This is a genomic window from Gilliamella sp. B14384G12, from assembly GCF_016101825.1.
Taxonomy (GTDB): domain Bacteria; phylum Pseudomonadota; class Gammaproteobacteria; order Enterobacterales; family Orbaceae; genus Gilliamella; species Gilliamella apicola_N.
On the sequence record NZ_JACFPU010000017.1, the window covers coordinates 31,228 to 55,391 of the forward strand.

21 protein-coding genes are annotated in these 24,164 nt (G+C 33.4%); 17 read left to right on the forward strand and 4 right to left on the reverse strand.

Translation table 11 applies throughout. The features are described 5' to 3' along the window. The first annotated feature begins 8 nt into the window (after positions 1 to 8). The 5 genes from H3S73_RS12945 to H3S73_RS13885 all read left to right on the forward strand — a co-directional run bounded on the left by H3S73_RS12945 (position 9) and on the right by H3S73_RS13885 (position 3,693). A complete protein-coding gene (locus H3S73_RS12945; RefSeq protein WP_198236820.1) occupies positions 9 to 416 on the forward strand; it encodes a hypothetical protein in 408 nt (135 codons plus the stop codon). Further along, on the forward strand, positions 400 to 1,113 hold the full coding sequence (locus H3S73_RS12950) for a tetratricopeptide repeat protein (protein WP_198236819.1): 714 nt from the start codon (positions 400 to 402) through the stop codon (positions 1,111 to 1,113). Before H3S73_RS12945 ends, H3S73_RS12950 begins: the two co-directional genes overlap by 17 nt. Before the next feature lie 1,182 nt (positions 1,114 to 2,295). Next, on the forward strand, positions 2,296 to 2,610 hold the full coding sequence (locus tag H3S73_RS12955; RefSeq protein ID WP_198236818.1) for a hypothetical protein: 315 nt from the start codon (positions 2,296 to 2,298) through the stop codon (positions 2,608 to 2,610). A 183-nt stretch (positions 2,611 to 2,793) separates the two neighbouring features. Further along, complete coding sequence (locus H3S73_RS12960) at positions 2,794 to 3,375, forward strand: hypothetical protein (RefSeq protein ID WP_198236817.1); 582 nt, start codon at positions 2,794 to 2,796, stop codon at positions 3,373 to 3,375. Positions 3,376 to 3,558: 183 nt separating this feature from the next. After that, entirely contained in the window at positions 3,559 to 3,693 is a 135-nt protein-coding gene (locus tag H3S73_RS13885; protein ID WP_255519618.1) for a hypothetical protein, read from the forward strand. A gap of 102 nt (positions 3,694 to 3,795) precedes the next feature. Here the strand turns inward: H3S73_RS13885 and H3S73_RS12965 are convergent, their stop codons facing one another. Then, complete coding sequence (locus H3S73_RS12965) at positions 3,796 to 4,137, reverse strand: helix-turn-helix domain-containing protein (protein ID WP_065737926.1); 342 nt, start codon at positions 4,135 to 4,137, stop codon at positions 3,796 to 3,798. A gap of 122 nt (positions 4,138 to 4,259) precedes the next feature. Between H3S73_RS12965 and H3S73_RS12970 the strand changes: the two genes are divergently transcribed. After that, positions 4,260 to 4,802 (forward strand): NAD(P)H-dependent oxidoreductase, encoded by a 543-nt coding sequence (locus H3S73_RS12970; RefSeq protein WP_198236815.1) that lies wholly within the window; start codon positions 4,260 to 4,262, stop codon positions 4,800 to 4,802. A 58-nt stretch (positions 4,803 to 4,860) separates the two neighbouring features. Here H3S73_RS12970 and rsmB read toward each other — a convergent pair whose 3' ends face one another. Then, a complete protein-coding gene (rsmB, locus tag H3S73_RS12975) occupies positions 4,861 to 6,153 on the reverse strand; it encodes a 16S rRNA (cytosine(967)-C(5))-methyltransferase RsmB (protein ID WP_198236814.1) in 1,293 nt (430 codons plus the stop codon). Positions 6,154 to 6,188: 35 nt separating this feature from the next. Further along, entirely contained in the window at positions 6,189 to 7,532 is a 1,344-nt protein-coding gene (locus H3S73_RS12980; RefSeq protein WP_198236813.1) for a Na+/H+ antiporter family protein, read from the reverse strand. Positions 7,533 to 8,365: 833 nt separating this feature from the next. On the opposite strand from H3S73_RS12980, the gene H3S73_RS12985 reads away from it, so the two are divergent. From H3S73_RS12985 to H3S73_RS13035, 11 genes are all read left to right on the forward strand, one after another. After that, a complete protein-coding gene (locus H3S73_RS12985; RefSeq protein ID WP_198236812.1) occupies positions 8,366 to 9,238 on the forward strand; it encodes a shikimate dehydrogenase in 873 nt (290 codons plus the stop codon). A gap of 107 nt (positions 9,239 to 9,345) precedes the next feature. Further along, on the forward strand, positions 9,346 to 10,110 hold the full coding sequence (gene aroD, locus H3S73_RS12990; protein ID WP_198236811.1) for a type I 3-dehydroquinate dehydratase: 765 nt from the start codon (positions 9,346 to 9,348) through the stop codon (positions 10,108 to 10,110). Between the two features lie 449 nt (positions 10,111 to 10,559). Then, positions 10,560 to 12,989, forward strand: a complete 2,430-nt coding sequence (gene plsB, locus H3S73_RS12995) for a glycerol-3-phosphate 1-O-acyltransferase PlsB (RefSeq protein WP_198236810.1) — start codon at positions 10,560 to 10,562, stop codon at positions 12,987 to 12,989. Positions 12,990 to 13,301: 312 nt separating this feature from the next. Further along, entirely contained in the window at positions 13,302 to 16,370 is a 3,069-nt protein-coding gene (gene fdnG, locus H3S73_RS13000; RefSeq protein ID WP_198236809.1) for a formate dehydrogenase-N subunit alpha, read from the forward strand. 19 nt (positions 16,371 to 16,389) lie between these two features. Then, the gene (gene fdxH, locus H3S73_RS13005; RefSeq protein WP_198236808.1) at positions 16,390 to 17,364 is read left to right on the forward strand and encodes a formate dehydrogenase subunit beta; all 975 of its coding nucleotides are present in this window, start codon (positions 16,390 to 16,392) and stop codon (positions 17,362 to 17,364) included. Continuing rightward, positions 17,357 to 18,064: a formate dehydrogenase subunit gamma gene (locus tag H3S73_RS13010; RefSeq protein ID WP_198236807.1), complete on the forward strand. Its 708-nt coding sequence runs from the start codon at positions 17,357 to 17,359 to the stop codon at positions 18,062 to 18,064. The genes fdxH and H3S73_RS13010 overlap by 8 nt, the downstream gene beginning before the upstream one ends. 102 nt (positions 18,065 to 18,166) lie before the next feature. Continuing rightward, complete coding sequence (gene fdhE / locus H3S73_RS13015; protein WP_198236806.1) at positions 18,167 to 19,075, forward strand: formate dehydrogenase accessory protein FdhE; 909 nt, start codon at positions 18,167 to 18,169, stop codon at positions 19,073 to 19,075. 183 nt (positions 19,076 to 19,258) lie between these two features. Next, complete coding sequence (locus H3S73_RS13020) at positions 19,259 to 20,215, forward strand: ABC transporter substrate-binding protein (RefSeq protein WP_198229018.1); 957 nt, start codon at positions 19,259 to 19,261, stop codon at positions 20,213 to 20,215. Positions 20,216 to 20,441: 226 nt separating this feature from the next. Next, positions 20,442 to 21,419: an ABC transporter substrate-binding protein gene (locus H3S73_RS13025; RefSeq protein WP_232353003.1), complete on the forward strand. Its 978-nt coding sequence runs from the start codon at positions 20,442 to 20,444 to the stop codon at positions 21,417 to 21,419. 58 nt (positions 21,420 to 21,477) lie between these two features. Further along, complete coding sequence (locus H3S73_RS13030; protein ID WP_198229019.1) at positions 21,478 to 22,431, forward strand: ABC transporter permease; 954 nt, start codon at positions 21,478 to 21,480, stop codon at positions 22,429 to 22,431. Continuing rightward, positions 22,424 to 23,218: an ABC transporter ATP-binding protein gene (locus H3S73_RS13035; RefSeq protein WP_198229020.1), complete on the forward strand. Its 795-nt coding sequence runs from the start codon at positions 22,424 to 22,426 to the stop codon at positions 23,216 to 23,218. Before H3S73_RS13030 ends, H3S73_RS13035 begins: the two co-directional genes overlap by 8 nt. A 63-nt stretch (positions 23,219 to 23,281) precedes the next feature. On the opposite strand, the gene H3S73_RS13040 is transcribed toward H3S73_RS13035, so the two are convergent. Further along, the gene (locus H3S73_RS13040; RefSeq protein ID WP_198236805.1) at positions 23,282 to 23,830 is read right to left on the reverse strand and encodes an NADAR family protein; all 549 of its coding nucleotides are present in this window, start codon (positions 23,828 to 23,830) and stop codon (positions 23,282 to 23,284) included. Positions 23,831 to 24,164 lie beyond the last annotated feature (334 nt).

Here is a 24,164-nt window from a genome sequence, read left to right on the forward strand (position 1 = left end):
GTTATATAATGAAAAGAATAATTTTTTTATCGCTCATTCCACTATTTTTGGTTAATAATGTTTTTGCCAATAATCAAAAGGAACACATTGATATTCGTGCAGCACGGTCAGCCGCTAATCATAGTGGTCCTTTTTGTTACTCTTTACGCATTATTTATTATCCAAATGGTCAAACTAAAGAACAGGGTTGCCAAGGGCATTATAATGCGACAGGTATTTCTGTAGGTAATTGGTATGAATATGATTTATTAGGTATGCCTGTTCGCACGAATTATTATCATCCTGATGAGTTTGGCAAAGATTATAAGATTATTACAACTTATGATAAAAATGGTAAGGTATTAACTAAAAAAATATATAATTATGATGATTTATATGAAACAGAGGAAGAAGAACTTAATGAAATACCTCAATAAAAAATTTATTACAGCAGTCGGATTAACTTGCATTTTGTTGGTAATAAATCTTGCAAAGGCTGATATCGATAACGAAAATAATTTAATCATTAAAGCAGAAAATGGAGATAAGGTTGCTCAGTATCATTTAGCAAATTTGTTGTTATCGAAAAATGTTGATGGAAAATATAATGATAAAATTTTTTATTGGTATCAGCAATCAGCAGAACAAGGATATGCTGAAGCTGAATTTGCTTTATCGGTTATTTATTCAGAGCGCAGTAACTTTCCACAATTGTTGTTTTGGTTAGAAAAAGCTGCAAAACAAAATCATGCAAAAGCTCAATATAAATTAGGCATAAATTATCGATTTGGATTTGGTGTTGAAGCAGACAGTTCAAAAGCATTATATTTTTTAGAAAAATCGGCTCAACAAGATTATATTCCTGCGCAAGTTGAATTAGGTAATTTATATTTAACAACTTTCGATTTGGGTTCAGATTTAGATAGCTACAAAAAAGGAGTTTATTGGTATGAAAAAGCAGCACAAAAGAATAATGCGTTTGCTCAACTTAACTTAGGTATTATTCAAATGGCTCAATCAAATTACCAACAAGCATTATTGTGGCTTAATCAAGCTTGCAAAAATGATTTAACCGATGCTTGTCAACTGGCTTCTAAGATTAAGACAAAAAAAATACGCTCTAAAAATAGATAATTGTCTATTTGATTTTCGGATAAAGGTGAATATTTCTAGAGATTAATCCAACTTGAGAAAAAAATATTTATGAATAATCATTAACAATTTAATTATGAACGTTGTTGGTGACAAGGCTGAATCTAACAAATTATATACAAAGGATAATTATCTATATTCCCTTGTTTTAGATGGTAATCCTCATAAAAAATAAAGTAACTTTATGAAAATTTTAATTTTATTGATTTTCCTAAATTACTATTAGCTCAAGAAGTATTTATTGACTCTTCAAATAAAGAATATTTATATTTAGGAAGTACACAAAATAAATATATTGAAGCGAATTTAGAAGGATATTCGATTCAGTTTGATTCAGAAAATAAAACAGCAACCAGTACAAAAACATGTGGTGATGTAGTTATTTATTCATCTAATGTTTTATTAAAAAAATTATATTATTTTAATAATAAAGAAAAAAATATACTTATATAGATAAGTATTGTGAAGCTATTCCTGATGGTGATAATTATTATTTAAGACAATGTACCAAAAAAGAAAGACTGGATTGTGAAAAAGCTGTAGTAGAGGTTGGAGATGAGCCTTAAACAAAATATTTAACTTGTTTAAGATAATTAACTTATTAAGAACTTAATTAAAATTGTGATTGATCACATTATTAACTAAGTAAATATCTAAAAAATAGAAGAAAGATATGAATGAACTGCATAGCGGTGGAGTAATGAAAAATATTTTAAACTTGAATCAGTTAATAAACTTTGTCCCGTCGATAAAAATAATCTTATACGGAATTATTTGAATAGTAGAAATTAAAAATTATTCGTATAAAGTATTTAAAATAAATAAGCTAGGCAACTATTTAACTAAAAAAGGATTAGTAAATACCTTAATCGAGGTAAATACAATAATGAAATTTAAATTAATATTAACTATCTTTTTGATGAGGATGGTGGAAATCGTGTCGAGAAAATATTAACCCGCTATGATGAAAATAATATCATTAGGGTAATTACTCGTTTCCCTGATCGAGGTCATTATAAAATATATTATGATATAGGATTTAATAAAAATAGAAATTTATTTACGCTAAATAAAGTAAGTTTCGAATCACAAGTGTGGTCATCGGATACAGATGTAACCACTATTTATTGTTACCATCAAATCAATCAAGAGTTAAATGAGTTAATGAATGATGATGATTGGTTTCATAAAATACGGCCTACCTATTATGGATGGGAAAATGGTACAGTAAAAGGGAATTGTATTGTGAGCAAAAAAGTAGTTGGTTACGAAAATTCTTACAATATTATTATGAAATCCCACCTATTTGATAAACCCGATAAAAATAATATGACAAATATGTATTTGATCAAGGGAGATATCGTTGATTTAGTACGATCACAAAATAATTTTTATGAGATTAATTATACAACAAAAAAAAATAAGATAATTAAAAAATGGCTTCACTGTTCTGCTATTAATGCTTGTATTTCTGATTAATAAAATAAATCTTAAACGGCAAGAGAAACATTTAAAATAAATGTTTCTCTTGCAAATCCTACTTTGTTGCTAAAAATTATTCATTATCATCAAACAGTTATCTATGGGTAAATTGTAAGTTATATAAAAAAGTAGATGAAGTAAACAATTTTTAATTCTGTTTCTTTCAAATAAGGAGTAGCAATGAGACATAAAATAGTACTGTTTATGTTATTAAGTTTAATTTTTACCATGCCAAATGCTTATTCAGGTGAATATTTTGAATTAGGTAGCATTCCAGAAGAATATCGATTTCCTAAATATAATAATATAGCCCATCCTCCAATTAATGTTGAATATAAAGGCCATAAAGGAACAGCGATGTTTCTTAGTAATACTTTTGAAGATGGAAAGCGTAATTTAGAGGTTTATTTTTTAACAAATAATAATAAAGAATTGAATAAAGCATACGAACTTTATACATATCAATATGGTAATCAGGAACTAGTAAGCGCTTTTGAATATGCTGATAAAAAAACAGGTGACAAATACATATATATTTTATTTAAAGATACTATAACACCAAACAAATCGTACAGTTATAACTTTACTGAATTATCTTTATTTATAGAAGAAGATGGTATACTAAGGGTGTTGTTTTTTTTAGGTGAAAATGAACTCCTATCAAAAATTATTTGTATTGATGATTTTGAAACCGATGAACGTTGTGAATTTTCAACGAAAGAGGGATTAATAAAATATCTTGATAAAGAGAAAAGTAGGTAATAATTTATCTAATAATAGTACTATTAAATCATTTGGAATATCATCATGAACAAAATTGTATGATAACAACACTCAATCTCTATAAAATAGGTCAAGAATGAAAACAGAATATAAAATTGTTGGTTAGAAAAACTAAATAGAGCAAAAATTTTTAATTCTGTTTCTTTTAAATAAGGAGTTACAGTGAGATATAAAATAGTACTGTTTATGTTATTAAGTTTAATTTTTACCATGCCAAATGCTTATTCAGGTGAATATTTAGATAGCATTCCAGAAGAGTATCAATTCCCTAAATATAATAATATTGGTCATTCTTAAATTAATGTTAACTATATAAGAATTATCACAAAAAATTAATTTTATATTCAAACATCGATCTTCGAAAAAGCTTTAAACATATACTGATATAATCATTTAACACTATACAGTTAATCCCCACAAACAAAGTTGTTCTAATGCAGGACCAATTCGTTCACCGAGTGACGTTAATTTATATAATACTTTTAACGGGGGCTTATCGCCAAAAACTGTGCGAGTAATTAAACCATCATCTTCAAGTTTTTTTAGTTGAATACTTAACGTCATATCGGTAATTTCAGGGATCACTATTTTTAGTTCGCTAAATCTTTTTTCTCCAGAAAGTAAATAGTAAAGTATTACACCTTTCCATTTTCCACCAACTAAATCCATCGCTAGACTGATAGGACAATAATACGTTTTATTTTTATAAATTTTTGAAAGTCTTTGTTTGTCTTGTTCCATTTAACTTACCTAACTATTTTTTTATAACTATCTAATTTGATAGATATTGCCATAACCTCATTAAGGAATAAACTAATTATAGTAACTCAAATTTTTATAGCATAAATTAAAAAGGAATTATCATGACATTAATCGTGTTAGGTCATCCCAATATTGAACAATCTATTGCAAACAAAACCATCATAGAATCATTGCAAGAACATATTACTGATTTAGAAATTCGTAATATTCACCAGCTTTATCCAGATTACAAAATAAATGTACAAGAAGAACAAGCCGCTTTACTTAGACATGATCTTATCGTTCTACAATACCCTATGTATTGGTTTAATATGCCAGCAATACTTAAATTATGGTTTGATGAGGTATTAACCTACCAATTTGCTTATGGCTCGCAGGGAGATAAATTGAAAGATAAAAAGTTATTACAAAGTTTAACAGTAGGACAAGTAGAGGAGAATTACCAAAAATATAGCTCTGAATTAATAAATAATTTACTTGAATCCGTTAAAGTTTCAGCACTCTACACACAAATGAAATATCTTCCTCCAATACTTTTATATGGTGTATCACCTGTTATTGAAGGAGAAAAAGCAACGATAAAAGTAAAAGCATCACAGCACAGTAAGCAATTAGCTCAATTGATTAAAAATTATAGTAAGTAGAGCAACGATAGATAATAGGTTAATCATTTTTAATAGAGTATGACATTTTTAACATGTACTAACTACTCTTTTTTAAAACAGCATAGAAAAACCCATCACCACCTTGTGCCGTTGGTAAAAATTGCTTCATGTCACCCACGAGTTGAGCATTGTTGTTTTCTTTTAAAAAACGCTCAATTTGTAATTTGTTTTCATCGGGTAGGATTGAACAGGTGGCATAAACTAAAGTGCCATCTGTTTTTAGATATGACCAAATATTAGTTAAAATAGCGTGTTGTAACTCAGTTAATTGCGCAATATCGCTATCACGACGTAACCACTTAATATCAGGATGACGACGAATCACGCCAGTTGCCGAGCATGGTGAATCAAGCAAAATTCGGTCAAACTGTCTGCCTGAGCACCATTTTTCAGGAGTAAGCCCATCACCTACTTTAACTTCTGCTACTTGTTTTAAGCGAGCCAGATTTTCTTCAATACGTTTGGCACGACTCGCATCAACATCTACCGCTAATAAATTCGCTTTCGGAGCAATTTCTAAAATATGAGTTGTTTTACCACCTGGAGCGGCACACATATCCAAAATTTGCTCACCATTTTTTGGTGCTAGTAAATATGCAGCATACTGTGCTGATAGATCCTGTACAGTAACCGCTCCCTCAGCAAAATAAGGTAATTTCGTTACATTCACTGGTGACAATAACCGGATTGCACAAGGCAAATCAGCAAAAGCTTCTGACTCAATTTGCTGTTCAGCCAATAATTGTTGGTACTCACTGACAGAATAGTGATTAAGATTAACCCGTAACCACATTGGTGGTTTTTGATTATTTGCATTAATAATATTTTGCCATTGCTGTGGATAAGCTTGCTTAAGACGGTTAAGTAACCAACTTGGGTGCAAGGTTTGACTTGTCTGTTGTTTGTTATCCTGTATAAATTTTTGCTGTAATGATGCCTGTTGGCGTAAAAATTCACGCAATACACCATTTACTAACCCTTTGAGCGCTGACTTTTTTAAATCATTTACTGCATTAACCGTTTCACCTACTGCAGCATGCTCAGGTATTCGGGTATATAAAATTTGGTAAATACCCACTAACAATAAATAGTGAAGAACTCGATTTTTGCCAGTAAGTACTTTACTCATCAAAGTATGAATATAAAAGTTAAGTTCAGGCAAAACTCGCATCACACCAAAACAGATCTCTTGTACTAATGCGCGATCTTTTTCCGCTATTTTATGGCTCGATAACGTTAAGGCCGTACTTAGCGATTGCCCATCTTCAAGTACATTAAAAATCGCTTGCGCACAAATAGCTCGAATATTTGAGTGTAACTTTTTATTCATAACTAATAATGACCTTAACTCATCTACCTAAATGATTATAAAATTAATGATCCAACCCAACCCGCAATAAATAATGGAATATTAAAGTGGGTGAATGTTGGAATAACACTATCACGGATATGATCATGCTGACCATCGCTATTTAAACCTGCTGATGTTGCTAAAATGGTATCGGAAGGTGGAGAACCCGCATCACCAATCGCTCCAGATGCACCGATCAAACAAACGGTAGCAATAGGAGAAAAACCAAGTTGCACACAAAGCGGTACATAAATAGCGGCAATAATTGGTACAGTTGAAAACGAAGAGCCAATACCTAAGGTAATAACCAGTCCAACGAGCATCATCATAAATGAAGCAATAACTTTATTGCCCGCAAACAACTCAGCACTATTGATAACTAAAGGTTCAATTTCGTGAGTCTGTTTTAAAACTTCGGCAAAGCCTTGGGCTGAAATCATCACAAAACCAATCATTGCCATCATTTTGATGCCATCGGTAAATACGCCGTCTGCTTCACCCCATTTAATAGAGCCTGATACAATAAAGCAAATAAAACCAACTAATGCGCCTAAAATCATTGATCCTGTGTAAAGTTGAATCGTGAACGATAAAACAATCGCTAATAACGAAACAATAAGTGAACGCTTATTCACATTGTTTAGTGCGTCTAAATTGGTTTCTTCACGAATAATTTTATATTCTCTTGGTTTGCGGTAACTGACAAAAATAGCCCATAATAAGCCAAGAAACATGCCCAATGCAGGAATCGCCATCGCATGCATGACATTAACATGACTGACATCCATACCCGATGAAATAATATTTTTTAATAATATTTGATTTAAAAAGATATTACCGAAACCAACTGGTAAGAACATATAAGGTGTAATAAGACCAAAGGTCATAATACAAGCAATCATTCTTCTATCTAATTGCAACCGCGACATTACATATAAAAGTGGCGGAATTAAGAGAGGAATAAAAGCGATATGTATAGGAATAATGTTTTGTGACGAAATACTAACTAGTGCAATAATGATAATTAATAACCATTTAATACGCTTTTTGGCACTACTGGTTGTAAGCTGTTTTATCGCCTTATCTGCTAATAATTCAGGTAAGCCTGATTTTGAAATCGCCACAGCAAAAGCGCCGAGCATAGCATAAGAAAGCGCAATATTGGCACCATTACTAATACCAGTATTAAAGGCATCGATCGTTTCTTTCAATGATAAATGGCTAAATAATCCACCGACAAATGCACCAATAATTAAGCTGATTACCACATGAACACGGCAAAGAGACAAAATTAACATACAAATTACCGCGACCACAACTGCATTTATGGACGAGAACAAATCAAGCACTGTATTCATAAGAAGATTCTGGGTTAAGAAGCAAAGTTTAACATTTTAGGCTATAGATATGGAAAGTGCAATTGATAGCGTAATACATAGATTGTAAATAACGTTAACGCAAAACATGTTGACTTTTGAACAAATTTGCAACATTTCTAAAAATATTTTAATTAAAAATAAAATCAATAGATTGTCTTATATTTGTGCAACATCACTTTTAATCTACTGATTTTTAATTTTTTGATATAGACCCCATTTTTATGAAAATTCCTTTTTTAACTTACTAAGTGAACAATATCACTTTAATTTAAACAATAAATATTTATACAAATATCATGACAAATCATACTTAGGCTAATTTAAAAATTACATAGAATTTATATTTTATATGAATTAAATTTTTAATTAAGAAGAAAGATATGCCAAATATTAATACCAGTAATGAACAACTGAAAGAAGCATACCACCATAATTGAGGCATGATAACCAATTTACTTAATTTTCATCATGACGCAAACTCACCTAAAAATCTAAAAAAATCATTATCAATGATATATGCAACGTTACCATGACATAAAAAAATAAAAGATAGAAAAGAATGACTTTACCAAGCACGTAATTATCATTTATTAATGGGGTTTATAAAAATTGATCTTGTGTCATTATTAAAACCATTATTTAAATAACTAGTTAAATTGAATGTTGTAATGATGAACTATCCCTGTCAAAATCACTCATTAAACGCGCTATAATGTATATTGAAAATATTTGCGCATGACTTACACAATTTGTATAAAAATATCTATTTTATAAAACGTTGCGTATCAATAAGGTTATTCTGGAGAATTTCAATGAGAGATAATATCGACGGTCATTTTTTATTAATCGGATTAATGGCCTACCCAATCCGCCACAGTTTATCGCCACAAATGCAAAATACAATCTATTCTAAATTGAATGTACCTTATGTATATTTAGCTTTCGAAGTAGATCAAGAAAAATTACCCGGCGCAATAAAAGGCTTACGGGCATTAGGGCTGCGTGGAAGTGCCGTTTCGATGCCAAATAAGCAATTGGTTTGCCAATATTTAGATAAATTAACCCCAGCGGTCGAAATGAGCGGTGCTTGTAACACAATTTCAAATGACAATGGCGTGCTAACAGGTTACAACACCGATGGTATAGGCTATATGCGTATGCTCAAAGAGGCTGGCGTTGAGGTTATTGGTAAAAAAATGACAATTATGGGGGCGGGTGGTGCGGCAACAGCGATTGTTGTACAAGCGGCATTAGATGGTGTAAAAGAGATTGCCATATTTAACCAAAAAGACGAGTGTTACCAAAAAATCGAAGCAGTAGCAAAAAAATTAAACCAAAATACTCAATGTAAAGTTTATGTGACGGATCTTGATGATAAAGAGCAATTACGTAAAGAGATTGCCGAAAGTGTCGTACTTTGTAATGCTACTGGCGTAGGTATGAAACCATTAGAAGGCCAAAGTTTAATAACCGATCCAACGATGCTAAGAACTGATCTTGTGGTAACTGATTGTATTTATAGTCCTAGAAAAACAAAATTACTTGAAATAGCAGAGCAACAAGGTTGTAAGATACTCAATGGTATTGGCATGATGCTATGGCAAGGTGCTGCACAAATTAAAATTTGGACTGGCGAAGAAGCTCCGATTGAATATGTAAAAGAAAAAATGGGATTTAATGATTAATAGATAATTAAACTTGTTTTTTAGACTTAAATACCACCACCATAATTGGTGATAAAATTTATTTAACTAGTTTGAATTAATATGATTTTTTACTAACAGGATATAAAATGAAAACCATTAATATTAAAGGACTTGAAATAGGTTCAGGCGCACCTAAAATTATCGTTCCTGTTGTCGGTAAAACCGAAGCAGAACTACTTGACGAAATAAAGTTTTTACAATCAATCGATTTTGATGTTTTAGAGTGGCGTGTTGATCACTTTACTCAAGTTGACGATATCAATGCTGTAAAACAAACAGCAAAACAAATTCGAGAACTTTTACCTAATAAGCCGATCTTATTTACTTTCAGAACCGCAAACGAAGGTGGCGTGAAACCTTGGCCATTAACCTCATATATCGAGTTAAATAAACAAATGGTGCATAGTGGTTTAATCGATCTTATTGATGTTGAAGTGTTTATTGGTGATGATTATGTAAAAGAGATGATTCATGTTGCCCATAAGCACAATGTTTTTGTAGTAGCATCCAATCACGATTTTGACAAAACACCTTCTAAAAGCGATATCATCTACCGGTTACGAAAAATGCAAGATTTAGGTGCAGACATTCCCAAAATTGCAGTTATGCCAAAAACAACGGATGATGTTTTAACATTACTTGCTGCAACAACCGAAATGAACGAAAACTACGCTGAAAAACCTATTATTACTATGTCGATGGCAGGTCTTGGCGCAATCAGTCGAGTGTCTGGAATAACCTTTGGATCTTCAATGACATTTGGTGCAGCTAAAAATGCATCCGCGCCAGGTCAATTAGATGTGAAAGAGTTACGATATATTTTAAATGTCTTGTATCGAAGTAAAGCTTAATAAAATTATGTAATTCAATCTAATCAATAAAAAATACTGTTTAAGTAAACATCATTAAAAATAGAATAAATCGTCATATTTATGAGGTTAAGTGAGTTTGGCTTAAATAATGATTTAAGTGTGGTTACATGGGTAGTTAAATTTAATATTTTTCAATATTTTTCTGAAAATAGTACCGAATAGATTTGATTTGTAGAGTTGAGATTAATAACCACTTATAATAAGTTTATATTTCGTTAAAAATTAATTACGTTCAGTAAATCGCATAGCCTAAAGATCGTGCAAAATTGCTAACAATTAATTAGTAACGAGTATATACTTAAGTTATCTCTTTATTTAAAAAACGTTTAGTTTTATAAGATTAACAAATAGTTCTGTTTAATTAACAAGCTTATAATTAAATTTATTTAAGTATATCAATAGTGTAAAATTCTGAGGTTTATTTTTTTATGTTTTCATGGTGGACTAAAGTCTATTTTTTGCTTATCCAAATCTTAGTCAAACTTTTTGTTAAAAGTAAACCGATTCCTACCGATCCAATAGAAGAACTGAATCTGGATTCAAGTAAACCTATTTTATATGTACTTCCTTATAACTCACAAATTGATTTGATGGTCGTTAGATCTCTTTGTTTAAAATATCATTTACCTGATCCCCTGACAGGCATTGAAATCAATGGAAAGATCGTACCGTCGTATATTTATATTGATAAAGGACCGGGTATTTTTGCCTCTTATCGACAACAAACTAAAGCTATTGAGATTCTAAGAGATTATATTTCTGCACATCAGCAAAATCATGATCTGGATGTGCAAATGTTACCAGTTTCGGTAATGTTTGGGCGAAGACCAGATAAAGAAGGCAAAAAAATGCCATCACTGCAAGTGGTGGGTGCAACGTATAAGTTATATAAAATAATTGTTTCTGGGCGAGATTGTTATACTCACTTTTCTCGAACCGTTTCATTTAAAACGCTCCAACTTGACAATAACCAAGATATTTCAACATTAGCACGCAAATTATCACGTGTTGCTCGAATTCATTTTGCTAAACAAAGAACAGCATCAGTTGGGCCAAAACTGCCTGTTCGACAAGAAATGCTTAATAAATTATTACATAATCCAAACATTTCAGAAGCCATACAAGAAGAAGCAAAAAGCAAAAACATTAATCTTGATAAAGCTAAAAAAAATGCCTTATCCATTTTAAATGAAATTGCAGCTAATTTTTCTTATCGTATGCTCAGAGTAACTGACTTTATTCTGACTTGGGCATGGCATAGACTTTACCAAGGATTAAAAGTTACCAATGCGGACCCAATTCGGGAGTTAGCACAAAACGGGCACGAGATTGTTTATGCGCCTTGCCATCGTAGTCATATGGATTACTTGTTGTTATCCTATGTTCTTTATCGTCAAGGATTAGTTCCTCCACATATTGCCGCAGGTATTAACCTAAATTTCTGGCCAGCTGGTCCCATTTTTCGACGTTTAGGTGCTTTTTTTATTCGTCGTTCATTTCGAGGAAATAAACTTTATACCGCTGTTTTTCGTGAATATTTAGCTGAACTATTTATTCGTGGTTATTCTGTTGAATATTTTATTGAAGGTGGTCGCTCTCGTACAGGACGATTACTCGATCCTAAAACAGGCATGTTAACAATAACAGTACAGACCTTATTACGTGGCGATAGCAGACCAATTACGATTGTTCCTGTTTATATTGGTTATGAACATGTTTTAGAAGTTGCAACCTATGCAAATGAATTGCGAGGAGCCAAAAAAGAAAAAGAGAGTTTATGGCGGACCATTAAAGCCTTTTTTAAACTAAAAAAATTAGGTTTTGGTTATGTTAATTTTGGGCAACCTATCCCATTAAATCAATTTTTAAATCAACATATCCCTAATTGGCGTGATGAAATTGAACCAACAGGCTCTCAACGCCCACACTGGTTAACACCAACAACCAACTTACTTGCCAAGGAGATAATGGAACGCATTAATTCATCAGCAGCAATTAATGCAATGAATTTATGTAGCTCAATATTATTAGCAGCAGATCAGTGTGCATTAACGAAAGTTAGATTAATTGAACATATTGGTTATCTCATAAAATTATTAAACAAAGTGCCCTATTCTGATTTAGTTACTATCCCAGATCAAACTCCCGAAGAGCTGTTTGAACATGCAAAACAGATGGGAAAATTTATTATCACAACAGATGAAGTTGGTGAAATGGTTGGTCTTACACCCGAACAAGCGGTATTAATGACCTATTACCGTAATAATATCCAACATTTACTCATTATTCCTGCAATAGTAGCCAGAATATTGTTAAAGCATAATAGAATTTCATCACAAGAGGTCATTGAACAAGTAAAATTACTTTTCCCATTGATAAAATCCGAATTATTCCTTTACCACAATGATGAACAGCTCACTGAATATGTGAATAATATAATTGCAACTTATGCTGAACTAAATTTAATCAATTATTCACCGGATAAATTAACGTTAAACTATTTAAAAATTTTAGGATTGCAATTACTTGCTTCATCATCGAAAGATACATTACAGCGCTATATGATTGCATTCTCTTTGTTACAAAAGGATCCATCTATCAGTCGTGCTACTTTGGAAAAAGAAGGTAGATTAATTGCTGAAAGATTGTCTGTTTTACATGGTATTAATGCGCCTGAATTTTTTGACAAAGGCGTATTTTCAATATTAGTCGCATCACTACGTGAACAAGGCTACTTAGATGATAAAGATGAAGCCAATTTGCCAAAAATTGAAATTATGAACAAAATACTTAAACCTTTAATTACCGCGCGAGTCATGCAAACTATTGATGAAATCAATCCATTAATAAAAGATTAAAAATGTATTGTTTTTAGGAATATATAATTATTTTTATTTGATACACTATTAAATAAGTAGCGATAAATATGCTTAACCATTATGTATTCCTAAAGCTTTTTCACTAGGATATAACCTTTCTTTTTCTTAAATTCATCGTATTAAATATATACATCAATTTATTTTTTGACAAACATCAAATTTTAACAATTACTATTTGTTTTTCCCTTTATTTCTGTTCAATAAACGATTATTATTAATAGCAATAAGGATATTTATCGCCTCCAATACAATAAATTTAATAATGTAATGTCTGCTTTCTAAGGAGTCTATATGCTATTTAACCGTAGGCAGTTCTTTAAGATCTGTGCTGGTGGCATGGCAGGAACAACTGTAGCTACACTGGGTTTAATGCCGAATGTAGCGCTTGCACAAACGCGCCAATTTAAATTACTAAAATCAAAAGAAACCCGCAATAACTGTACGTATTGTTCTGTTGGATGTGGAATGTTGCTTTATAGCCGGGGAGATGGCGCCAAAAATGCCGAATCATCAATATTTCATGTAGAGGGTGATCCTGACCATCCTGTTAGTCGTGGCTCGCTTTGTCCAAAAGGTGCAGGAGTACTTGACTACATCAAAAGTGAACAACGCGTTAAATATCCAGAATATCGTGCACCCGGCTCGGATAAATGGCAACGTATTAGTTGGGATGAAGCGATTGATCGCATTGCTCGTTTGATGAAAGAAGATCGTGACAAAAATTTTATTGAAAAAAATGAACAAGGTACAACAGTAAACCGTTGGACAACAACAGGCTGGCTTGTTACTTCTGCCGCTAGCAATGAAACAGGTTGGCTAGCATTTAAAGTGGCACGTTCATTAGGTATGTTAAGTCTTGAAACCCAAGCAAGAGTTTGTCATGGCCCATCAGTATCAAGCTTAGCAGCAACTTATGGACGAGGAGCAATGACCAACAATTGGAATGACATTAAAAATGCCAATGTTGTTATTGTCATGGGAGGGAACGCCGCAGAAGCACATCCGGTTGGCTTTAAATGGGCGATTGAAGCGAAAATTACTAACGGCGCAGAATTAATTGCCATTGATCCACGTTTTCACCGAACTGCTTCTGTTGCTGATCATTATGTACCGATTAGAGCAGGATCGGATATTGCGTTTCTGCTCGGTATCATTAATTATCTTATTACACATAATGAAGTTAATTATGATTATTTAGTTACTCACAGTAACGCAAGTTTAATTATTCGTGATGATTTTAATTTTGATGCAAACAGTGGACTTTTTAGTGGCTACGATGCAACAACCAAACAATATGATCAAACCAGTTGGGCATATCAAAAAGATGAAAATGGTTTTGCACTTCGTGATAAAACATTAAATCATCCTCGTTGTGTTTGGAATCTACTCAAACAGCACGTAAGTCGCTATACACCTGAAATGGTTAATAAAGTAACTGGTAGTCCTATTGAAGGATTTTTACATGTTTGCCGATCCTTAGCGAGTACCAAAACAAATGACAGAGCTGCAACCTTTTTATATGCATTAGGTTGGACGCAACATAGCTACGGTACACAAATTATTCGTACGGCCGCGATGATCCAGCTAATTTTAGGTAATATTGGTATGATGGGTGGCGGCATTAATGCCCTACGTGGACATTCGAATATTCAAGGTTTAACCGATGTTGGTTTATTATCCAATCGTTTACCTGCCTATCTTGAACTCCCTAAAGATTCTCAAGTTTCACTTCAACAATATTTAGATGAAAAAACACCAAAACCACTCGGTCCTAATGAAGTTAATTTCTGGGGGAATTACCCTAAATTTTTTATCAGTTTCATGAAAACTATGTATGGTGATAAATCCACTATTGACAATAATTGGGGATTTGATTGGTTACCGAAATGGGATAAAACCTATGATGTTTTAAGATTCAGCAAAATGATGCGTGATGGTCAAGCCAATGGCTTTATTTGTCAAGGTTTTAACCCGCTTGCTGCGCTACCAGATAAAAATAGTATTCGTGAAGGATTATCTAAGCTAAAATTTCTGGTTAACATTGATCCAATGCCAACAGAAACGGCTGAATTTTGGAAAAATCATGGCGAATCAAATGATGTAGATCCAAGCAAAATTCAAACCGAAGTATTTAGACTACCTGCTAACTGTTTTGCTGAAGAAAACGGTACAATCGTTAACTCATCACGTTTATTGCAATGGCACTGGGCAGCGGCAAGACCACCTTATGATTCACTTTATGATCCAGAAATTATTGCGCGCATTTATTTAAGAATCAAAGAACTTTATGAAGAAGAAGGTGGTGCTTATCACGAACCAATTAATAATTTATCGTGGGATTATCAAGATCCTGAAGGGCCATCTGCTGAAGAGCTAGCAAAAGAGTGTAATGGCCGAACACTGGCAGATATGACTGATGCGAATGGCAATATTATTCTTAAAAAAGGACAATTATTAAGTGGTTTTTCTCAATTAAAAGCAGACGGTACAACGTCATCAGGGATTTGGATATTCTGCGGTTCTTGGACAGAGCAAGGCAACCTAATGGCTCGGCGCGATCCAAGCGATCCATCAGGTAAAGGTATTCACGCTGGCTGGGCTTGGGCATGGCCAATGAATCGACGCGTACTTTATAATCGCGCCTCTGCTGATAAAAATGGTCAACCATGGGATCCTAAACGAGTCTTAGTAAAATGGAATGGTTCAAGTTGGGATGGTAATGACGTTGCCGATTTCACCGCAACATTATCGCCAAGTTCTGGCGCAGGAGCTTTCATTATGAATAATGATGGTTTAGGCGGACTATTTTGTTTGAATCGGTTAGTCGATGGGCCATTCCCAGAACATTATGAACCTTTTGAAACACCAATTACCAATAACCCATTACATCCTAACCAGATCAACAATCCGGTAGCTCGTGCATTTAAAGAAGACTTGGCTCGCTTAGGAGATGCCAGCCAATTCCCTTATGTCGGAACAACTTACAGCATAACAGAGCATTTCCATTTTTGGACGCAACATGCAAGGTTGGCCGCTATTTCACAACCGGAACAATTTATTGAGCTAAGTGAGAATTTAGCAAATAAAAAAGGAATAAAACTTGGTGATACCGTTAAAGTAACGTCATACCGCGGTTACATCAAAGCAAAAGCGGTTGTGACTAAGCGCCTTCCTACACTAACCGTTGATGGTAAAGAAGTTGAAACCATTGGAATTCCAATCGTATGGGGTTTTACTGGGCAAACAAAGAAAGGATTTTTAGTTAACGAATTAACTCCTCATTTAGGTGATGCTAATTCGCAAACACCGGAATACAAATCTTTCTTAGTGAATATCGAAAAAGTAACTACAGCGGCATAAGTTAGGGAGAATAAAAGATATGTCATTACAAACTCAAGATATTATCCGCCGCTCAGCAACGAATGCTTTAACTCCAGCTCCTCGAGTTCGAGATTATCAACAGGAAGTGGCAAAACTGATTGATGTGACTACCTGCATCGGCTGTAAAGCTTGCCAAGTTGCATGTAGCGAATGGAACGATCTACGTGCAGAAATCGGTCATACTGTTGGTGTTTATGATAACCCAGCAGACTTAGAGCCTAAAGCTTGGACAGTAATGCGTTATTCTGAAGTCGAAGTAAACGGTAAATTTGAATGGCTGATTCGTAAAGATGGTTGTATGCACTGTTCTGATCCAGGTTGTCTAAAAGCCTGCCCATCAGAAGGTGCAATCATTCAATATGCAAATGGTATTGTAGATTTTCAATCAGAACACTGCATTGGTTGCGGTTACTGTATTGCTGGCTGTCCATTTAATATTCCACGAGTCAGTAAAGAGGATAATCACTCGTACAAATGTACATTATGTGTCGATCGCGTTTCAGTGGGACAAGAGCCCGCCTGTGTCAAAACTTGTCCAACGGGAGCAATTCATTTTGGTACAAAACAAGATATGATTCGTCATGCAGAACATCGCATTGAGGATCTTAAAAAACGTGGTTTTGAACACGCTGGTCTTTACGATCCTCAAGGTGTTGGCGGTACTCATGTAATGTATGTTTTACATCATGCAGATCAACCAGAACTATATCACGGTTTACCTAAAGATCCTCACATTAGTGAAATTGTTAAATTCTGGAAAGGTGCATGGAAACCGTTATCCGCAGCTGCATTCATTGCAACATTTGGGGGCCTACTATTCCATTATATGGGTGTTGGTGCAATTGAAGTTGATGAAGAAGATATAGAGCATGAAAAAGAAGCTGATAAACAAGCTAGAAAACGTCTAGGATTACCAATTTTTGAACGTAAAAATAGCACTAATTCAGCACAACAGGAGAATCGTCATGAATAAAAAAGACATGATATTAAGAACACCACTTATTGTTCGCTTTTGTCATTGGTGCATGGTGTGTCTTTTTATTCTAACTGCACTATCTGGCCTATTTTTATTTTTTCCATCAATTAAACTGTTTGGTTTAGTACTCGGAACCCCTCAATTAGTTAGAGCATTGCACCCAATGATTGGCTGTGTTGTGTTCGTACTATTAATGTTTATGTTTCTGAAACTTGCACACCATAATATTCCAAATAAAGCAGATATTATATGGATAAAGAACTTTAAGCATGTAATTATGGGTAAAGAAGAAGGTATTCCAATTGGTAAATACAATGTTGGTCAGAAGTTTTTATTCTGGTGTATTATGAGCCTGATATCTGTGTTATTTATCACTGGAATGATTATGTGGCGTAGGTATGTTTCTGACTATTTTCCAGTTCAAATTGTCCGTATCGCGATATTCTTCCACTCGCTTGCTGCAATAGGATTAATTTTACTCGCTATTGGCCATGCTTATATGGCTCTTTGGGTTAAAGGATCAATTAAAGGCATGATAACCGGTTATGTATCACGTGCTTGGGCTCGTAAAAACCATTCTGCATGGTATGAAGAAGAAATGGCAAAAATATATCAGAAAGAACTTAATGCTAATACCGAAGCAGAAGCAGAAACAGAAACAGAACAAACAACAAAAGTAGAGCATAAACCAGCGTAATAACTCATTACATCGAATAAATGTTATCGGTTAATTTCAATTAACCGATAACATTTAATTATGAAAAATTATGGATAAAACGATAGTAAACGGTAATCAATAATGAGTATAAAAATCATCCCACAAGAGCAACTCGAACAACAAACAACAAATTCAGTTATTCGACAAATTCCACTACTCTTTTATCCATCTCCGAAAACACTGTATATTCATCGCGCGGAACGTTTAAAAGATCTGGCAACAAGTAGTTCATTTAGTGAATATTTGAAATTTTGTGCCACAATTGCTGAAGTACAAGCCAATATTGTAAAACAAAAACCAGTGAACATTGATTTACCTAATATCCTTGATGGTCAACACCCACCTTTAAGTTTATATAACTTTACTTTATCCACTTTTTGGCAGACATATTTAAGCGACCTATTAAGTTCAGTTACCGCAACCACAGAACAAATTCGATTAGTGATAGAACAACTCAGACAAAATAGTTCAGAACAACTACAAGATAAAGCAACCCATTTAATTAATGGTGAATTTAATTGTGTAGAAGGTAATGAAGCTATGTTTATTTGGTCAGCATTATCGGTTTACTATAGCCAGCTAGCAAGTCAAATCAAAGGTAAGGCTATCGCAGAGAGCACCGATAAAAACTGGTTATGCCCAGTGTGTAATAGTATGCCCGTTGCCAGTATTATTCAACTTGGAAGTAACAATGGGTTACGTTATTTACACTGTAGCTTATGTGAAAGTGAATGGTACGTACCTCGAATAAAGTGTACTTGTTGTGATAATATGCAAGACATTCAATATTTTTCACTGGATAAAGAGCTATCTGCAACAAAAACAGAATGTTGTGATGCTTGCCATAGTTATCTAAAAATTCTAGATCAAGATAAAGATCCTCGTATTGAAATTATTGCAGATGATATCGCTTCGTTGATCTTAGATATCAAAACAGAAGAGGAAGGATTTGCTAAAAGTGGCATAAATCCTTTTATATTTGCGCAATAACAGCGTTAATTGACATTGATAGTTTTAAACTAATTTTTATCAATATTATTAATTTCACAATCAATTTTATTTGCAAACGAGAGCCTTGATTAGCGATATTTATCATTTGAATAAAATACATCTTAACATTTTATATTAATAAGGTTAGAATTGAACTAATGTACTAGTTTATGAGTGTATTTTATGAGACGCTTTATTTTTTTGATAATAATGCTATTTATCCCGCAGCTTAGTTTCGCTGATAAGATTAAACATGTAGCAATTACAGCAATCGTTGAACATCCATCATTAGATCAAATCCGTGATGGCGTGAAAGATGAATTAATAGATAGTGGCTATAAGTTAAACGAAAACTTAACGGTACAATATAAAAGTGCACAAGGAAGTAGTGCCACTGCCGCTCAAATAGCTAGACAATTTGTTTCAGCAAAACCTGATGCCATTGTAGCCATTGCAACTCCTAGCGCACAAGCAACTGCTGCAGCAACCAAACAAATCCCTGTTATATTTGCAGGAATTACTGATCCCGTTGCTGCAAAATTAATTAAAAACTGGCAACCGACGGGCACAAATATTACTGGAGTTTCAGATTATCAAGAAATTATTCCTCAAATTGATTTTATGAAGAAAATTGTGCCGAATGTTAAATCTGTAGGATATATTTATAGTCCAAGTGAGATTAACTCTACCGTGGTTCTAAAAAATCTACAAATTCATTTATCCAAACAAAATATTTCACTTGTAGCTGTTCCCGCACAAAGAACTGCTGATATTTCAACAGCAGCCAATACTTTAAAAGGTAAAGTAGATTTAATCTATACAACAACAGACAATAATGTTGTTTCCGCTTATGAATCGTTAGTAAAATTTGCCAATGAAAATAAAATCCCCCTTTTAGCATCGTTTCCTGATGCAATCGAACGAGGAGCTGTTGCTGCTTACGGTATGAGTTATTATGATGTTGGCCGCCAATCAGGTAAGCTTGTTGTTCGGATATTAAATGGTGAAAAACCTGGAAGTATTGCCCCAGAACTTGGACAAACCTTACATCTTGTAATTAATACTGACGCAGCAAAAAAACAAGGAGTAAATTTATCCCCCGAAATTATTCAATCAGCTTATAAAATAATTGGGCAATAATTAATTAAAATTTTATTAAAAATAGTATAGAATAATTTTGCTTAATGGTATGAGCAGAGTGTGATATTACAAATAACATCCTATTTATAGCCAATCATCACTCACAGTGTAATGAAATATTTACACTTGCGAGTTCTTTTTTTATTCTGGAAAAATATTTAATTTTGCTTTATAGTAAGTCAAAATTTAGCTTGGTTGTAAAAAAAACAGTACAGGAGTACTCTCTATGCGTAATTATATTATAAAACTTTTTATGCTTCTCAGTTTACCGTTCGCTGCATTTTATTCTTACGCAGATACAAAAGCCGAACAAAAATTTGTAGCCATTACTGCCATTGTTGAACATCCAGCACTAGATAATGTACGCAAAGGTGTTGAAGATGAACTTAAAGATAATGGCTATATTGCTGGGGAAAATTTAAAACTTCAGTTTGCCAGTGCACAAGGTAGCAGTGCAAATGCAGCTCAAATAGCGAAACAATTTGTCGCAAATAAACCTGATGTAATTGTTGGTATCGCAACACCAAGTTCACAAACTTTAGTTGCAACAACAAAACTTATTCCTATTGTTTTTACCGCTGTTACTGATCCTGTGGCTGCTAAATTAACACCAAGTTGGGATGCATCAAAAACTAATGTGACAGGCGTATCCGATGCCTTATCTCTAGATTCTCAAATTGAGATGATGTTAAAAATTAAACCTGATGCTAAAAATATTGGTTATGTTTATAGTCCAAGTGAAATTAATTCAACGATTATATTAAAACAATTGCAAATCGAACTTGAAAAAAGAGGGATGAAAATTATCGCAGCTCCTGCACAGCGAACCTCTGATATATCAACAGCGGCAAGAAGTTTAAAAGGTAAGGTTGATATGATTTATACGACTACCGATAATAACGTTGTTTCATCTTATGAAGCTTTAGCTAAAATTGCTAATGAAAGTAAAATTCCTCTTGTTGCATCAAATCCTGAATCAGCCGAACGTGGTGCAATTGCAGCTTTAGGAATGAGTTATTATGATCTTGGCCGCCAAGCTGGTAAAATAGTTATTCGTATACTTAATGGCGAAAAACCGGGGGATATTCCACCACAAGTTGGTAATATTACTCAATTAACAATTAATAAAAAAGCTGCTGAACGCCAAAGTATTACTTTATCTGAAGATGTATTAAAATCAGCAGCCAAAATTGTTGAAAAATAATTGTAACTTTTGATAACTAAACCGCCATTTTGGCGGTTAATTTTTAGTGGATGTTTTCATGTCTTTTGAATTTTTATTAAGTTCTATTGGAATTGGACTTATTTATGCACTGGTTAGTTTAGGTGTTTTTATCTCATTCCGTTTACTCGATTTTCCGGATCTTACCGCTGATGCAAGTTTTCCGCTTGGAGGGGCTATTTGTGGTCTATGTATTTACGTAGGTATTGATCCATGGATAGCGACATTGTTAGGTATGTTTGCAGGTTGTATTGCTGGAGCAATGACTGGAATATTGTATGTTAAACTCAATATACTACAACTACTTTCAAGTATCATCGTCATGATAGGTCTTTATTCTATCAATTTAAGAATATTAGGTATTGGACCTTATATTATGGACGAAACACCAAGGTTGGCTGGTTCGCCTAATCTTTCTTTGCTTGATGCCAAAACAATATTTTCACCATTTATTGCTGAGGATTACAGTAACCAATATATTGTACAACCACTTATGATATTAGGTTTTGTAATTCTATTTTGGTTATTACTTAATCTCTTTTTAAATACTAAAATGGGATTAGCTTTAAGAGCAACAGGAACCAACCAACGAATGGCTAAATCTCAAGGTATTCCAACTGGTGGTATCACGATTCTTGGTATGGCAATATCGAATGGCTTAATTGCTCTTGGCGGTTCATTATTCGTACAAACCCAAGGCGGAGCAGATATTACGATTGGCGTAGGTACTATAGTTATAGGGCTTGCATCAATTATTATTGGTGAAAGTATTTTTCCAACTAAGCGTATTTGGGCTGTTATGCTGGCGGTTATTTTTGGTTCGATTTTATATCGCTTATTCATTGCATTTGCACTCAGTAATGAATTTTTACAAGCGATTGGTGTTGGAACCGAAGATTTAAATCTTATTACAGCAATCTTGGTAGTACTTGCTTTAGTTTTACCTAAACAGTTAAAAAAACGTGCAAAGAAAAGAGGAAGTAAGCATGATTAAAGTTGGAGAATTACAATTAACTTTTAATCAAGGGACACCTATCGAAAATCATGTATTACGAGGATTAAATCTTAATATAAGCGAAGGTGAATTTGTTACAATTATAGGTAGTAATGGAGCTGGAAAAAGCTCATTACTCAATGTAATTAGTGGTGATTTACTTGCCGACTCAGGCAGTGTCATTATTAATGGAAAAAATGTAACACGATGGCCTGCATGGAAAAGGGCTGGTTTAGTTGCTCGAGTATTTCAAGACCCAATGATTGGGACTTGTGAAAACTTAACCATTGAAGAAAATCTTGCTATTGCTTATAACCGGGGTCATAGCTTTACATTATCTCCTGCTTTAAATAAAAAGTTACGCGGAATATTTAAAGAAAAACTAGCAACGCTGAATTTAGGTTTAGAAAATCGATTGTCCGATATGATGGGATTGCTTTCTGGTGGACAAAGACAAGCCGTCAGTCTACTCATGTCAACATTACAACCATCCAAGATATTATTACTTGATGAACACACAGCAGCTCTCGATCCTAAAACAGCACAATTTGTTTTAGACCTAACCGATGAAATTGTTTCTAAAAATCATTTAACTACCATGATGGTTACCCATTCTATGAAACAAGCATTAGAGTACGGCAATAGAACAGTAATGCTTCATCAAGGTCAGGTCGTACTTGATGTTTCTGGAGAACAACGTTCAAAGCTAACAGTAAACGATTTGCTCGCTATGTTTGAAAAAACTCGTGGTGAAAAAGTAACTGACGATGCCTTATTATTAGGTTAATAAATCAAGAAGCAATATTTATTAGCAGAATATTGCTTCTTATCCAAGATTAGTTAAATAATTTCATAATTTTTTTTGTAACTGTTGTCGAACATTCATTAAAGCAAATCCAAGCAAATTTTTTCCACGCCACATTAACGGATTATCAATATTAGGATCATCCATAGACAAACCTATCCCCCATATTTTATCGACGGGGCTTGCTTCTACTAATATTCTTTGTTTGGTTGATAATATAAAATCAGTTAACTTTGGATTCTGTGAAAACTTAGCAAAATTACCATTTATGACTATATTTAAACAGTGTGCATCCCAAATATCCGGTATGAAGCCTTTTACTTGACGCCCTAATGCTTTTGCTAATCCAGGTGAATTAGCAGTAAGTATTTTTGATAATATTTGCTCACCACCGAATAATCTTGCTTTCTCAGCCATCATATAATGTTCTGCTGTTGCATAGTAAATATTATCAACCTCAAAACGACTTGGATACCATTGGCTAAAACAACTCTTTGTTATGATAGAAGGTTGCTTTTCTACATGCCCCCAAAAGTATATATATTTGTATTGTTTACCACTTCTATATTGTTCGCGTAATTCCAATAAATCCATATAAATTCCTTATCATCACTAACGAATATGTTATATGTATTTTCATTGAATACCAATATAGTTTTAGTAAAAAAACAAATTTTAGTTTTCAATAGAATAGAATTGTATATCATTAATATAGTTAAAATAATGATACTTATAAGAAATATTTAAGGTTATGTATGATGTGTAAGATAAATATAACGTTGATTTTTATGTTTAGTTATATACTTGAATATAACACTTATATAAATTTCAGTCAGTTTTATAATCTCTATATGCAAAAAAGCCCAGCATTCCTGCTGGGCTCTCTCTATATTTAAAAGTCTGGCGGCTCCCTACTCTCACATGGGTA